General features: G+C 43.6%; 14 protein-coding genes and 2 pseudogenes. 10 read left to right on the forward strand and 6 right to left on the reverse strand.

All coding sequences use genetic code 11. The features are described 5' to 3' along the window. Nucleotides 1–63: 63 nt before the first annotated feature. From AB4486_RS13015 to AB4486_RS13025, 3 genes are read right to left on the reverse strand one after another with little or no spacing between them, the layout of a single operon-like run. Nucleotides 64–435 (reverse strand): DUF4440 domain-containing protein, encoded by a 372-nt coding sequence (locus AB4486_RS13015; RefSeq protein WP_017097735.1) that lies wholly within the window; start codon nt 433–435, stop codon nt 64–66. Between the two features lie 45 nt (nt 436–480). Beyond that, nucleotides 481–846, reverse strand: a complete 366-nt coding sequence (locus tag AB4486_RS13020; RefSeq protein WP_017097734.1) for a VOC family protein — start codon at nt 844–846, stop codon at nt 481–483. Nucleotides 847–873: 27 nt separating this feature from the next. Further along, nucleotides 874–1338 (reverse strand): cupin domain-containing protein, encoded by a 465-nt coding sequence (locus AB4486_RS13025; RefSeq protein ID WP_017097733.1) that lies wholly within the window; start codon nt 1336–1338, stop codon nt 874–876. Nucleotides 1339–2147: 809 nt separating this feature from the next. Here AB4486_RS13025 and ltrA point away from each other — a divergent pair. Next, entirely contained in the window at nt 2148–3620 is a 1473-nt protein-coding gene (gene ltrA / locus AB4486_RS13030) for a group II intron reverse transcriptase/maturase (protein ID WP_237297782.1), read from the forward strand. Between the two features lie 220 nt (nt 3621–3840). Here the strand turns inward: ltrA and AB4486_RS13035 are convergent, their stop codons facing one another. After that, nucleotides 3841–4146: a helix-turn-helix domain-containing protein gene (locus tag AB4486_RS13035; protein ID WP_088879100.1), complete on the reverse strand. Its 306-nt coding sequence runs from the start codon at nt 4144–4146 to the stop codon at nt 3841–3843. Continuing rightward, a complete protein-coding gene (locus AB4486_RS13040) occupies nt 4118–4486 on the reverse strand; it encodes a type II toxin-antitoxin system RelE/ParE family toxin (protein WP_372117331.1) in 369 nt (122 codons plus the stop codon). The genes AB4486_RS13035 and AB4486_RS13040 overlap by 29 nt, the downstream gene beginning before the upstream one ends. 213 nt (nt 4487–4699) lie before the next feature. Here AB4486_RS13040 and AB4486_RS13045 point away from each other — a divergent pair, with 213 nt between their 5' ends. The 4 genes and pseudogenes from AB4486_RS13045 to AB4486_RS13060 all read left to right on the forward strand — a co-directional run bounded on the left by AB4486_RS13045 (nt 4700) and on the right by AB4486_RS13060 (nt 7850). After that, a complete protein-coding gene (locus tag AB4486_RS13045; protein WP_372117333.1) occupies nt 4700–5311 on the forward strand; it encodes a recombinase family protein in 612 nt (203 codons plus the stop codon). A 104-nt stretch (nt 5312–5415) separates the two neighbouring features. Then, nucleotides 5416–5664, forward strand: a pseudogene (locus AB4486_RS13050) (JAB domain-containing protein); the annotation flags it as partial. 103 nt (nt 5665–5767) lie between these two features. Next, on the forward strand, nt 5768–6085 hold the full coding sequence (locus AB4486_RS13055) for a hypothetical protein (protein WP_017098633.1): 318 nt from the start codon (nt 5768–5770) through the stop codon (nt 6083–6085). Between the two features lie 811 nt (nt 6086–6896). Beyond that, a complete protein-coding gene (locus tag AB4486_RS13060; protein ID WP_076678494.1) occupies nt 6897–7850 on the forward strand; it encodes a DNA-binding protein in 954 nt (317 codons plus the stop codon). Between the two features lie 168 nt (nt 7851–8018). On the opposite strand, the pseudogene AB4486_RS13065 reads toward AB4486_RS13060, so the two are convergent. Further along, nucleotides 8019–8186: pseudogene (locus tag AB4486_RS13065) on the reverse strand (transposase); the annotation flags it as partial. 447 nt (nt 8187–8633) lie between these two features. Here AB4486_RS13065 and AB4486_RS13070 point away from each other — a divergent pair. The 5 genes from AB4486_RS13070 (at nt 8634) to AB4486_RS13090 (ending at nt 12752) form a co-directional block, all read left to right on the forward strand. Continuing rightward, nucleotides 8634–10331 carry a DUF3560 domain-containing protein gene (locus AB4486_RS13070; protein WP_372107106.1) on the forward strand — a complete coding sequence of 566 codons (1698 nt, stop codon included), beginning with the start codon at nt 8634–8636 and terminating at the stop codon, nt 10329–10331. 699 nt (nt 10332–11030) lie between these two features. Beyond that, nucleotides 11031–11414, forward strand: coding sequence for a hypothetical protein (locus tag AB4486_RS13075; RefSeq protein ID WP_076678492.1), 384 nt, complete (start codon nt 11031–11033; stop codon nt 11412–11414). 40 nt (nt 11415–11454) lie between these two features. Continuing rightward, on the forward strand, nt 11455–11841 hold the full coding sequence (locus tag AB4486_RS13080) for a hypothetical protein (RefSeq protein WP_371997830.1): 387 nt from the start codon (nt 11455–11457) through the stop codon (nt 11839–11841). A 76-nt stretch (nt 11842–11917) separates the two neighbouring features. After that, the gene (locus AB4486_RS13085; protein WP_372107105.1) at nt 11918–12253 is read left to right on the forward strand and encodes a type I restriction endonuclease subunit M; all 336 of its coding nucleotides are present in this window, start codon (nt 11918–11920) and stop codon (nt 12251–12253) included. 55 nt (nt 12254–12308) lie between these two features. Further along, nucleotides 12309–12752: a lytic transglycosylase domain-containing protein gene (locus tag AB4486_RS13090; protein WP_029189388.1), complete on the forward strand. Its 444-nt coding sequence runs from the start codon at nt 12309–12311 to the stop codon at nt 12750–12752. Nucleotides 12753–12870 lie beyond the last annotated feature (118 nt).

Genomic DNA, 12870 nt, shown 5'->3' on the forward strand with positions numbered 1-12870 from the left:
CAAACTTTAAGCTCCCCCGTAATGACAAACTTCAGTAGATAATTAGATTTCGGATAATCACTACTAACTGAGTTTGAAAGGTTTACATTGCGTACCTTGATGATACCTGAGCTTCCAACAAGTGCCCGTAAATGTCCAAATTGAACAGCGTTTGGCATAGTCACTAACTTCTCCAGATTCACTTACAAGAGCAGACTCATACTTTAAAAGCTGTATAGAAGGCTCAAGTTGAATACATTCATACTTTTGAGAATGAACGCGGATATCTGAAGGCTCTTCCAAATCCATCATTTGAATAATGGATGTAAAATCGTAGCTATCTCCTGACTTACCAACTTCAGTAAAACTAGGGTGTATTAAACGATCAAGGTCAGCTTTGTTCTGACGAGTTTGGTATTGATGGAGTTCTATTTCTTGTTCGATCAAAATGTCCATTTTACCTCCTAAACTGATATGGCATATAAGGCCTTTATAATCCATTTAAACCACTTGCAACGTCGTCGCCCCACGCAAGCCAATTAGGTTGCCAAATGGATCTTCGATTTGACACATAAAAAGCCCATTTTCAATTGCCATTGGGCCTCTATACAGTTTTGCACCAAGTTCTTCAAAATGATCCAGTGCTTTATCCAAGTTGTTTACCGACCAATATAAAACTGTCCCGCATTTACCCGAGCCTACTTTTTCGTCTGCTTGCACTATCTCAAGAGAAAAACCGTTTAAATTGAGCACGGTAAAGTCGAAACTAGGATGATAAACAGATTCTGCTGTAGGAAAGGCTTTTTGATACCACTCGATGCCCAATGCGACATTTTGAACATGAATAAGAATCGCTGTTGGAATCATAGTCTTCCTCCTACTACTTACCAATCACTAGTATGGTGTGCCGTTCTTTCTAGAGGGAGTCCATTCACCAGAACTTTCAACAACCCATTTGAAATCATCATCTGGATAATGGGCTTCGTCTTTTGCAACTCGGCTCCCTATAACTATAAATTTAGCTTGTTCGCTACTACGGTTTATTAAATGATGACCATTTTCGACCCTAGCAGGGAAGCCAATACACATTCCTGCAAACAATGTCTGCTCACCGTCATCACTGACTAAACATAGCTCACCACCGAGTACATAAAGAAACTCATCTGACCTTGTGTGCCAATGGCGAAGAGCCGACTGCGCATTCGGTTCTAATACTTCCAGATTCACACCGAACTGAGTGAGCCCAAAAGAATCACCTAAACTTCTGCATTCAGATTGACCAAGGCGAGATTTAAATGGCTCTGGAAATGGGTTAAACGTATCACCTTTTATGCTTAACGCTTGTTTCGCTTTCGTCATTAATTGCCCCTATGCATAACGCTTTTCAGTCGGGATATAGTCATTTGCTTCTGTCCATCTTGCTCAACCTTTTTAAGCAACTCAAGCCATATATGGTGGTTATGTGATTTTTGTACGCACACGAGTGATGGGTTACGAAAAAAACACCTGCACTCTAGGGTTGTTAGTTAGCATATGTATTACAAAATCAACTCACCATTAATTAGTCAATCATCGGTCGTGACACACTTTGGGGCGTGCGACGTGAAGTCGTATGAAGCGCTGTTCACCGCTAAACGAGTGAACCATCTGTATCACCAGATGAACCTAGGAGCCTGAATAAAGTAGCGGCTTTGACAATGTAACGAAGGTTGGTATTTTCCAATCGGGATTGAAATCGTGAGAGAACGATCCTCCTGATAACCACAACATCGGGTGAGTGCTAGGTAGTCAGCATGATGAACAGAAGTGAATCCGCGTAAGGTGCGTTATGTTGTGAAACAGCGGAAGTGGTTAATACGCTGTAGCCAAAAGGCACGAGAGTCGGAAAGAGATTGCCCCATGCTCTTTCGTGATCATTGAACTCTCCGCACCATAGCGGGCATCTAAACTGACATTGCGTGACATACGGAACACGGTAAGCCTGTATCTCTCCCTACGGGAAAGCCCCTGTGGCCGAGAGTGATGCGGGTAGAGGAGGTTGGAAAAAGCAAAGGCTGCATTGTAATGACGCAGATACAGGTTTGTGCCTGATCACGAAAGTGAGCCCACTTCCAACTGGTCTCTCGTTGCGAGAGAGTTTGAAGAACTTTATTAAGGAAGAAAAGCAAATGACGATTTCGAATGAGATTAGTGCATCTTCTGACAGTGCACTGTGGCAATCCATTAACTGGAAGGCCGCAGAGGCGAACGTCTTAAAGCTTCAAATGCGTATCGCAAAGGCAACTAGAGACGGTAAACACGGCAAAGCAAAAGCATTGCAGTGGATACTGACTCACTCTCGCTCAGCAAAACTTCTTGCTGTTAAGCGAGTTTCTCAAAATAAAGGCAGTAAAACGCCTGGAATAGACGGCGTTGTCTGGAATACAGACACGCGTCGTATGAAAGCAGTAAATCAACTGAGTCGGAAAGCTTACCAAGCGAAACCACTCAGGCGTATCTATATCCCCAAAAAGAATGGCAAGCTTCGACCTCTGGGCATCCCATGCATGATAGACAGAGCACAACAAGCGCTACACCTATTATCGCTAGAGCCTATATCAGAAACAACTGCCGACCCGAATAGTTATGGCTTTAGAACAAATCGTAGCACGGCTGACGCTGTCGACCAGTGCTTCAAGTGTTTGGCTTTAAAGAAATCGGCTAAATGGGTTCTTGAAGGAGATATTAAAGCTTGCTTCGACAAAATCGGGCATCAATGGCTTATGGATAACATCGCCATCGATAAACGGATGTTGGAGCAATGGCTAAAGTCAGGCTTTGTAGACAAAGGGCTGTTTTACGACACCGACGAAGGCACTCCTCAAGGCGGAATTATATCCCCCACCTTGATGTTGATGACGTTATCGGGTCTCGAACAGCGCATTAAGTCTACCGCGCTTAAGAAAGGAGCAAGAGCTAACTTTATTGGATATGCCGACGATTTCGTCGTCACTTGCGCTTCAAAGGAAGTACTCGAGAACGATATCAAACCGTTGATTGCTGATTTCTTAGCGGAAAGAGGCTTAACATTATCCGAAGAGAAAACGCACATTACTCATATCAACGATGGCTTTGACTTTCTTGGGTTCAACCATAGGAAGTACAAAGGGAAACTGCTCATCAAGCCGAGTAAATCCAATACGTTGATGTTCTTAAGCAATCTGCGTGAACTCATCAAAAAGCACGTAACCCTTCCAGTGAATGATCTTATCAAACTGATAAATCCTAAACTCAGGGGATGGTCGAACTATTATCGGCACTGCGTAGCTAAACAGGTATTCGGATATGTAGGTCACAAGTTATTCCATACGTTATGGCACTGGGCTAAAAGGCGTCATCCAACAAAGTCTAAAACTTGGATTGCCCTAAAATACTTCATCAACCGAAAAGGCCAATGGCAGTTTCACGGTTGGCAGAAGGTCATGGATATGGATTGCCAGTTCAATCTCTTCCAAATAGCCAAAGTGCCAATAGAAAGGCATGTGAAAATCCGAAGTGCAGCGACACCCTTTGACCCTCTTTACCAAGAATACTTGGTAAAGAGAAAATCTAAAAGGCTAGCTCGTAACTCTTGGAACGAACCTGCTTCGACTGCTTTATAAGTTGCTGGGTATCAAACGATGCCTTCGTGGAGGCTTGAGCCTAGTGCAGTGAAAGTTGCACGCTAGGTTCTTAGGGAGACGGCACTTGGTAACAAGTGTCGTCCACCCGACATAACTTACATAGAGCTTATGAACCATTCGGGTGTGAAAAAACAAGCCAGTAGCAGTGGTCACTGGCTTATCTTATCAATTCAGAACCATTTCCTAGAGAAGTGGGAAGTTATACTTTCATACCAAAATGATGACCATCAGGCATCTCAATATCTATGCGTAGCTGACCGCCGAGAGCTTCCACATATCGCTTTAGGGAAAGCAACTTTACGTCTTTGCCATTCTTCTCCAGGCTGGCAATGGTGGGTTGTTTAATACCCATAGTTTTAGCAACTTGTGCTTGTGACATTTGAACACTATGCCGGATTTCAGCCAGATTGAGCTCCAGCAACATCTCAGAAGTTTTCTGATGTGCTTGTCTCAATTCGTCCTCTGTCATTAGATCATCAAGTGCGCTTAGTGGCTGACTTTTCATTGTCTAACTCCTTTATATGCTCCTCAAATTCACTCTCTGCGATAGGGATCATCTTCTTGTAAAAACGTTTCTCACCAGTTTTATCCCCTCCACACAAGACAACACACTGGCGTTCAGGGTCAAAAGCAAAGAAAACCCGGATAGGCTTCCCACTACTTTGCACACGTAACTCTTTAAGGTTGCTGATTTTGGAGCCTTCCAAAGTGTCAGCGTATGGTCGAGGTAGAGTAGGGCCTCTTTCTTGTAGTAATCCAAGGGATGCCCTGACACTAACCTTGTCTTTACTATCTAACGTTTTAAACCAATCAACAAAGAGTGGTCGGTTGAGTATTGTCCACATAATTGACGCTTAATTTATATTTGAAGAAATTATAGACTGCAATCTATATAGAGTGCAATCTATATTAAAATTTTACCAATAAATGGTTCTAATAGAGTATACCTTATGCAAACCATGTGATGTATCTTCAAAGTTGGTTCGCTTATTATTGTTTTTGCACCCTACGCGAACTATTATCAAATACCATACCTATAACAGACTAGAATTACGAAAGTGTTCATACGTGGTTACCTCAGAGCATCAACAGATGAACAGGATGCTAATCGTGCAAAAGCCGACTTGGAGCTATTTGCAGAACAAAAAGGTGTTCGTATCGCTAGCTTTTATACTGAGAACCAGTCGGGTTCAAAGCTAGAAAGAGCTGAACTTTCACGACTAATAGATGACTCACATAAAAATGATGTCTTGCTTATCGAAAAGGTAGACAGGCTGTCTAGATTACCATACGAACAGTGGAAGCTGCTCAAGCATCAATTAATTGATGCTGGTCTACATATTGTCGTTCTTGACCAACCTATGACTCATCCCGCTCTCAGCGGTGACTTGGAAAATTCGATGATTTCAAAAGTGCTGACTGAATTCATGATTGATCTCGCTGCGGCAATGGCCAGGGATGATTATGAAACTCGACGTAAAAGACAGGCACAAGGAATACAGAAAGCTAAAGCTTTGGGTAAATATCAAGGAAGAAAACCAGACCTCCAACTGCGAGAAAATGTGGCACTTTTACTTAGTGAGGGAAAAAGCTGGTCTCAAATTCAACACCTTTTAGGCTGTAGTCGGTCAACGATCGCAAAGGTCAAAAAAGCTGGAGCAGTCCGATAAGGACTTTACTTTGTAATAAAGAAGGACATGAACTGATTTTTTCCCATAAAAATAATAAGTTACGCTCTTAGCGTACAATATTTTCCGAATCGTCGTGTGACCCCTTTAACGGCACCATTGACGCCGCATCCGTTTACCCGCGTGAAGTGGTCAAGGAGTCACTGGCCACAAATGCAAGCGCGGTCATTTTTTATCATAACCATCCCAGCGGTGATGCCACACCCAGTCAAGCCGATCGACGTATTACTCGACGACTGACCGACGCGTTAGCCTTGGTTGATATTAGAGTACTCGATCACTTCGTGGTGTCTTTTGAAGACGTGGTGTCATTTGCGGAGCGTGGTTGGATATAGCCATTAGTTAGTGAAAAATGTTTCTCATTCACGCCTATTCTGGCGTGAATGACTTCGGTAACGTAATGCAGTAAACTAAAGACAATTAAATAAGGTTTCTATTATGTCTGAATCAAGCAAAGTCACATTAAGCGTTGAAGAGCTGATCAACCTAACCGCTCATGCTGCCACTCAAGAGCAGTTAAATGATACGCGTAAAGAACTCGATCAGAAGATCGAAGCGGTTCGTCATGACCTTTCAGATAAAATTGAAGCGGTTCGTAATGAGCTGAAATCTGATATTCAAGGGGTACGGAATGAGGTCCTGGGGGTTCGTAATGAAGTGAGTTCCCTTAAAAACCTCATTATTGTTACTGCCTTCGCTATGATTGCGACTGTAGCCGGTGCGGCGTTTTGGGTTGGTAGTCATATCAACGTTTAATGTTCAAATATGTTTTCTGAAATGCCTCTTATCCTAGAGGCATTTTTTTTACCTCGTGATTGCTGTGTACGCTTGGGTTTCTGCGCTAAAAGAGGTTGAGCCAAAGGCTCGACCGCAAGCGGTCGTCAAACCGGCTCTTAGTACCACAGTACGCCCATTTGCTCTGTGTTTGATTCTAATGCTTTGTCATGGTGTCATTTTGTGGATTTTTTCCTTATAGGGTTTGATAGGCGGTTTTTTTATTATGACGGTTTAAAGCTGATTTTAAGTGCTGCGTTGTGATAGGGGCCTGAGTTGGGCGTTACCTTTCGGGCTGGGCTCTCCGCTTGTATCTTTCATCTATGGCCTAAGAGTGGCATCACCCTGGTGAGTCACTGCGTGCCGCCCCAAAATGTGCCTCTCTACAGCCCCTATCTAAAAGGATATCGCTGCAATCCTGAACGCCTGCGCCTCGTCATTCTTCCTCGTTGCCGCTCGTCGTGCCTTCTCACTCCTTTCACTGACTGAACGAAATGAATATTTGAAAGGCTTCTCTGGTTATCAACTGCGTAAAAAACGAAGGCTCAAATCTCGAAGTTGTTGGAGTATGCCGGCACATTGATCTTAAAAACTCAGTCGATGGGAATGAATGATAGCTTTAGTGAGAGAGTATCAACTCGTTAAGGTAAGAGGGAAAAGTGATTCTGAATTAAACGCCTAGTTGGTTATTTGTTTAGGTATAAATGGGAAACGTTATTTTATGGAAACGGTTGTTACCCGTTTCCTGTTGGGCTATAATTTGTACAGTTAAGTTTATTTGGAGTGTTGAACAATGGCGGAACAATCTGGCGTGACCTTTGAACAAGTATCAAAAGCTGCTACAGCAATGCTAACTCAAGGTACTAAACCCTCAGTTCGTAATGTTATGCAGGTAACCGGTGGTAAAACAGAAACCGTCTCTAAGCTTCTACGTGACTTTCACGACAAGCGTAATGCAGAAGTCATTAAAATGGCTGATGAGCTAGGCAGCAGTAAGATCGCTGAATTGCTCGCGGATGAAATGCAAAGCGTTGTCGAGCGAAAAACCGCGAGCCTTCAGCAAATGATTTCCGACCAAAAAGCCCAGTTAGATGAAGCTATAGAGCTACTAGAAGAAAAAGAAAAAGACAGTCAGCACCGTATTGAAATGGCAGAGGCCAGAGCCGCTCAACTCATTAATGAAGCCAATGATAAAGCGGCTAAAGCATTAGAGCGTGTGGACAGTGCCGAACAAAAAGCAACTGAAGCTATAGCATTGAGCGAAGAAGTAAAGAAAGAAGCCGACAAATCAATGTCTGATAATGAGCAGAAATGTGATCTTTTAGTGACTAACGCAAAAAGTGAAGCTGAGAGTCTTGTGGGCGCGGCTAACCGTCGAGCGGATAAAGCGGAGCAAGAAAGCGCAAGTTTGCGAGAGCAGGTTAAGCTACTCACTGTCGATCAAGCGAAAAGAGAAATAGAGCAAGCTCAACATGAAAAAACACAAGAGCAGCATACTGAAACGCTAAACCAACTGGCTAATGAGCGAACAACGGTCGTTCAGTTACGCACTCAAGAAGAAAACCGTCAATCAGAAATAGAGCGCTTAACTGGCGAGTTGAACGAGATTAAATCTGACAGTAAACAATTAGCTTCCGCGCAAGGGCAGTTGGTTGAGTTGCAAAGACAGATCTCCCAATTACAAAGTGATTTGTCTCTATCAGAAAGAGAGCGTGAATCTCTATCCGTCGCTCTTAGAAGTAAGTAAGAGCGAAAAAATGACCAAGATTGAATTTATCCTTTAACAACGCAAAGAAGGGGGAGGATTCTAGTGCTGCAGAAGCCTCTCAATCTAAAGAGCTTAATGGCATTTAGCCATTTTGCCGTAAACCCTTGCCGATCGGGCGGGGGTATAAGGCGTAAAGCTCGAAGAGCTTTAACTTGATATCGCCGGACTTTCTACATAAGCCTTTAACGTTTCAATTGTCGCACCGCCAGCCGTACAAGCAAAGTAAGAACGAGACCATAAGGCCGCGCTTTTACTTTGCCTTGTAAGGTGCGTATTTTTCAGCCTCAACATTCTTGATGAAATAGATTTAAGGTTGCGTTGTGATATGGGCTTGAGTTGGGCGTTACCCTTCGGGAAAGGCTCTCCGCTTGTATCTTTTATCTATGGCCTAAGAGTGGCATCACCTTGGTGAGTCACTGCGTGCCGCCCCAGGATGTGCCTCTCTACAGCCCCTATCTAAAAGGATATCGCTGCAATCCTGAACGCCTGCGCCTCGTCATTCTTCCTCGTTGCCGCTCGTCGTGCCTCCTCACTCCTTTCACTGACTGAACGAAAGAATCTGTAAGATGGATTTTGTTTTTCGCCTGTCCTTTTTCCTTTGATTTCTCATTACCGTGTCGCGGTCTTCCTGCTTAACGTCCCAAATCAGAACCCCCAAAACAAGGGTATATGAACGCTTCGCGCCCTTGTTTTGATGAACCGTGATTTTGGGTCGAGCAGTCAGGCGACAACGGGAATGAAAATTAATCAAAGGAAAAACTTATGACAGACTCAATCCTTAATCCATCAACAGCTTCTAACGTTCAATCCGCGACAAACGTATCCCCGTTTGAGCCGTCAGGCTCATCCAAGAATGAATTTTTGAAGCGCTTCTCTGGTCATAAGTTGCGTAAAAATGCGAAGGCTAAAATTACGAAGCTGTTGGAATATGCTGACACGTTGATCTTAAAAACTCAGTCAATGGGGATGGATGATTGCTTTAGAAGTAATGAGCTTGTCACGATGGATAAATCCGAATTTTGGGATTGGTACGAAAAGAACTACAGCGACATGGTTATTTTATTAACCATCCGTGAAGGCGCTCTAGTGAAAGTGCAGGTCTGTGATTGTATCTATCATTTTTCTAATGATGTGGTGATGACATTCTCTTTGGATGGAGAGGAACCGCAAAGCACGATTATTGAGGGGGAATGCTCAGAAGTGGAGGGCACCGAAGAAGTGAAAGAGCCGGTGCAGCTTGCCCCGTTCGACCAATACGTACACCTGGAAAAGACCGCCGTTGTGAAGCAAGTGATTATTGATTGGAGTGAATCCAATTTATTATCTGATGGCAATGCGTACACCCTTGATGATTACAACAAAAAAGCAAGTCAAGAAGCTATGGAAGTGGGCCGCAATAACGGTTACACCAAGACGATGATGTATATCGAGTTTGATAATGGTGACTTGGAGCGATTTAGACATGATATTGATGCGGATCACCCAACGCTGAACCACTATTACGCTGCTGTGACTGAGACAAAATTGATGGGCTTGTCTAAAGTGCGCTTTACGTTTGAGCAAGTGACAAAGGCATTGATTGACGGTTATCTTTCCCCGCTTAACAGTGATGAGAAAAAGCCAACACCGCCACCACAAGATAACACCCGAAAAGTGGTAGCGCTGGGAGACTATCAAGAGCGACAAGAAGCGAAGCGCGATAGATTAGAAGAGCGTGCCGCTAAAGCTGAAGCGGTCTCTAATGAGCGATTTAATACCGCGAGTACATTAGGGAAAATGTTACCGTTCGGTCAGCCAATCCTGGTTGGTCACCATTCAGAAGCGAAGCACCGTAAACACGCGGAGAGCATCAATACCAACATGCGTAAAAGCGTAGAGGCTCAGGATAAAGCGGAATATCTGAGCCGTCGCGCTGATAGTGTAGGCTCTGCCGGTATCGCGTCAGACGACCCAGAAGCGGTTGAAAAATTGAAGAAAAAGCTCGAGGGTTTGATTAAAAGTCATGAACTCATGAAAGCCGTTAATAAGATCGTTCGCTCTAGTCATATGACCGAGGAAGACAAGATCGAATATTTGGTTAATACACACGGACAGACAGAAGAAAGAGCAAAAAAATTATTACGCCCGTGTGAGTTTTTTGGAAAGTTTGGCTTTGATGCATACGCACTACAGAATAGTAATGCCAATATCCGAACAACTAGAAAGCGTTTAGAGCACTTGGAAGCGTTGCACAACGAAGCGCCATTACAGGGTAACGGCGAGGCAATGGGGACGGCTTGGGAGCTGTACGAAGAAGAGGGCCGCATTAAGTTTTCATTTGACGGTATTCCAGCCGAAGAGGTGCGCAAAAAATTAAAAAGTAACGGTTTTAAATGGTCACGATACTCTAAAGCGTGGGTGCGTAAACTGACGCCCAACGCGGTCTTTGTGACAAAAAGACTCATTACTTTATTCGATTAAAACCGAATGAGATGCCTCTTAGCCTGGAGGCCTTAGTTTCCTTGGTGATTTCCTTGAACGCTGTGGTCGCGCTAAAAGAAGTTGAGCCAAAGGCTCGACCGCAAGCGGTCGTCTAGCTGGCTCTCAGGAGGACTGTAGGCCCATTGACTCGATGCTTGATTGTATTGCAGTGTATTGATGTCAATTTGTGGTTGCGTGGCTGATAGGGCTTAATTGACGAGTTTTTTATGATGATAGTTTAAAGCGGATTTGAAGCACAGCGTCGTGATAAGGGCTTAACTTGGGCGTTACCCTTCGGGCAAGGCTTTTCGCTTGTATCTTTTATCTATGGCCTAAGAGTGACATCACCCTGGTGAGTCACTGCGTGCCGCCCCAGGATGTGCCTCTCTACAGCCCCTATCTAAAAGGATATCGCTGCAATCCTGAACGCACTCCTCTCACTGCGTTCGCTACGCCTCGTCGTACCTCCTCGTTGCTTTCCCTACCTTTGAATAAGTTCGAGTAAGGCTTGTTTTCTTATGCGCCGATTTCCTTTCACTCGCATCATTTACGGGCTCGCAGGCTGTTAACCGTCTCTCCCCACAACCTGATTTGCAAGGGTAAATGAACGCTGCGCGCCCTTGCAAAGCAGAACGATGGTGAGAGAGCGGACAGCCAAGCGGCTCCGAAAAGTGATACTCAAACAAAAGGAAAATCCTCATGGCGCAACAAAATTCAAACCTAACTCTCTCTAATTCAAATTCAGTGACCAGCGTTTCGCCGCTGGAGCACGAAAGCTCACCAAAAAATGATATCTCTAAGCGCGTGCACCCAGTAGGGCTAAGTCGTGATGTTGTCCTATCAGGAACAACCTCTGTGGAAAATATTATCGTGATTGCCGCTCATGTAAAAGCAAGAGCCAGGCATTCCAGTGTTTGGCTAGAACTGACGGTTTTATTCCCAGAAACAGAACTCAATAAGCCGTACTGGGGGCAAGGCATTGCGAGAGGTCATGTGATTACTGAGACGAATAAAGTAGGGCTGAATAGTCGTGCTGTCGTCATGGGGTGGGTGACAGATAGCCATCAATATATCGAAGTATAAAGACTTGATACCCCTTAGTTATAAAATGGAGACTTAAATAATGAAATATCTCTCACACTATATTCAAGACAAACAAACTCAGGCTTTTAATGAGGCAGGGGCGTTCTTTGCTTTTTCTAATCAACAGTTCGATGAGGAAAAAAAAGAGGGCGTGAAATACGCGTCGCTAGGTATGGGGTTAATTTGCCCCACCGATAACGCGAAGCAATTAATGATCCGTTTGGATTCTATCGCTCAAGAAGGGATCGCCGAAGATATCAAAGAGAACGGGAAAAAGGCGATCATTCGTCGTGAGTTATTTAATCATGAGTGTTTCTACACCAATGATATTTGTGATTGTGTGGAAAAGCTCGAAGGGTATGGCATCACTTACGATGAAATTCATGAAGTGTTTAATCATATTCGTAAAACGGAAGACGTTTATTAAGCGTGAAAATTAAAGCGCCTTGATATTTGCTGTCTCAAATATCAAGGCATGTTCAATTACATCGGAGTTAGATTTAATGAACATTCTGAATGCTACACAAGATAGAGAAGAAACGAAAGCAAAATATTACTTTTGTACGGCCGTGCCGTTTTCGTTGGGTAAAGTGGTCTATACGCAAGGTATTGAGCAGTTATTAGATAGTCATGTCGGTGCTAACTTGTCGATTTATTTGCAGCGTCACCAAAGTGGAGATTGGGGAGAGACTTGCATTGAAGATAAAATCACCAATGACGAAGCAACCAAAACAGGCGAGAGAGTGATATCGAATTATACGATTTGTGATCAATCGGTTTGGATAATAACTGAACGTGACCGCAGCGTGACCACAATTTTATTACCTTGTGAATATTGATATCTTAATGGGATGGCATAAAATGAGAGTCCTATTATTAGGGCTCTTTTTTATGATGAAACCATTACTTTATCTTTCGTTGTTATCTCCGTGTTTCAGTTGGGCTTTTTGCTTTGATGAGGCAGGGCGATTTTATAATGTCGATCCACAGCTTTTAAAATCCATTGCAACGGTAGAGAGCAGCTTAAAACCGAACGCGTACAATGAAAATAAAAATAGAGTCGGTGAGGTGGTTAGTCGTGACTTTGGATTGATGCAAATTAATTCCCATTGGTTTGATCGACTATCCGAATTTAATGTGAATGAAACAAACATCTATAATCCTTGCTTTAATGTTCATCTTGGCGCGTGGGTATTAAGTTCTAATTTTTCTAGTCATGGTTATAACTGGAACAGCGTCGGCGCGTATAATGCGGGTTTTTCCAAACGCACCGAGAACGCCAGAAAAATATACATCCAAAAAGTCCAATCGGTTTATTTTAAGATGAACGTTCAATAAAAGGCCTTGCACCATAATGGTGCGAGGCCTTCAGCTTTTCCTCTTGCTTTCTTCCTTCAATTTCCAGATCCCCCGCATCCCTCGTTCGTCAGATTCATTCGCCACCTGGTCGGCTTTT

It is taken from the genome of Vibrio sp. 10N.222.55.C6 (genome assembly GCF_041473395.1).
Classification (GTDB): Bacteria; Pseudomonadota; Gammaproteobacteria; order Enterobacterales; family Vibrionaceae; genus Vibrio; species Vibrio crassostreae_C.

Excerpts from the sequence above, each read along its gene's own strand:
- AB4486_RS13025 (WP_017097733.1), bottom strand. The coding sequence starts at position 1,338 with ATGACGAAAGCGAAACAAGCGTTAAGCATAAAAGGTGATACGTTTAAC.
- AB4486_RS13070 (WP_372107106.1), top strand. The coding sequence starts at position 8,634 with ATGACAGACTCAATCCTTAATCCATCAACAGCTTCTAACGTTCAATCC.
- AB4486_RS13080 (WP_371997830.1), top strand. The coding sequence starts at position 11,455 with ATGAAATATCTCTCACACTATATTCAAGACAAACAAACTCAGGCTTTT.
- AB4486_RS13055 (WP_017098633.1), top strand. The coding sequence starts at position 5,768 with ATGTCTGAATCAAGCAAAGTCACATTAAGCGTTGAAGAGCTGATCAAC.
- AB4486_RS13075 (WP_076678492.1), top strand. The coding sequence starts at position 11,031 with ATGGCGCAACAAAATTCAAACCTAACTCTCTCTAATTCAAATTCAGTG.
- AB4486_RS13060 (WP_076678494.1), top strand. The coding sequence starts at position 6,897 with ATGGCGGAACAATCTGGCGTGACCTTTGAACAAGTATCAAAAGCTGCT.
- AB4486_RS13085 (WP_372107105.1), top strand. The coding sequence starts at position 11,918 with ATGAACATTCTGAATGCTACACAAGATAGAGAAGAAACGAAAGCAAAA.
- AB4486_RS13015 (WP_017097735.1), bottom strand. The coding sequence starts at position 435 with ATGGACATTTTGATCGAACAAGAAATAGAACTCCATCAATACCAAACT.
- ltrA (WP_237297782.1), top strand. The coding sequence starts at position 2,148 with ATGACGATTTCGAATGAGATTAGTGCATCTTCTGACAGTGCACTGTGG.
- AB4486_RS13040 (WP_372117331.1), bottom strand. The coding sequence starts at position 4,486 with ATGTGGACAATACTCAACCGACCACTCTTTGTTGATTGGTTTAAAACG.
- AB4486_RS13090 (WP_029189388.1), top strand. The coding sequence starts at position 12,309 with ATGAAACCATTACTTTATCTTTCGTTGTTATCTCCGTGTTTCAGTTGG.
- AB4486_RS13035 (WP_088879100.1), bottom strand. The coding sequence starts at position 4,146 with ATGAAAAGTCAGCCACTAAGCGCACTTGATGATCTAATGACAGAGGAC.
- AB4486_RS13020 (WP_017097734.1), bottom strand. The coding sequence starts at position 846 with ATGATTCCAACAGCGATTCTTATTCATGTTCAAAATGTCGCATTGGGC.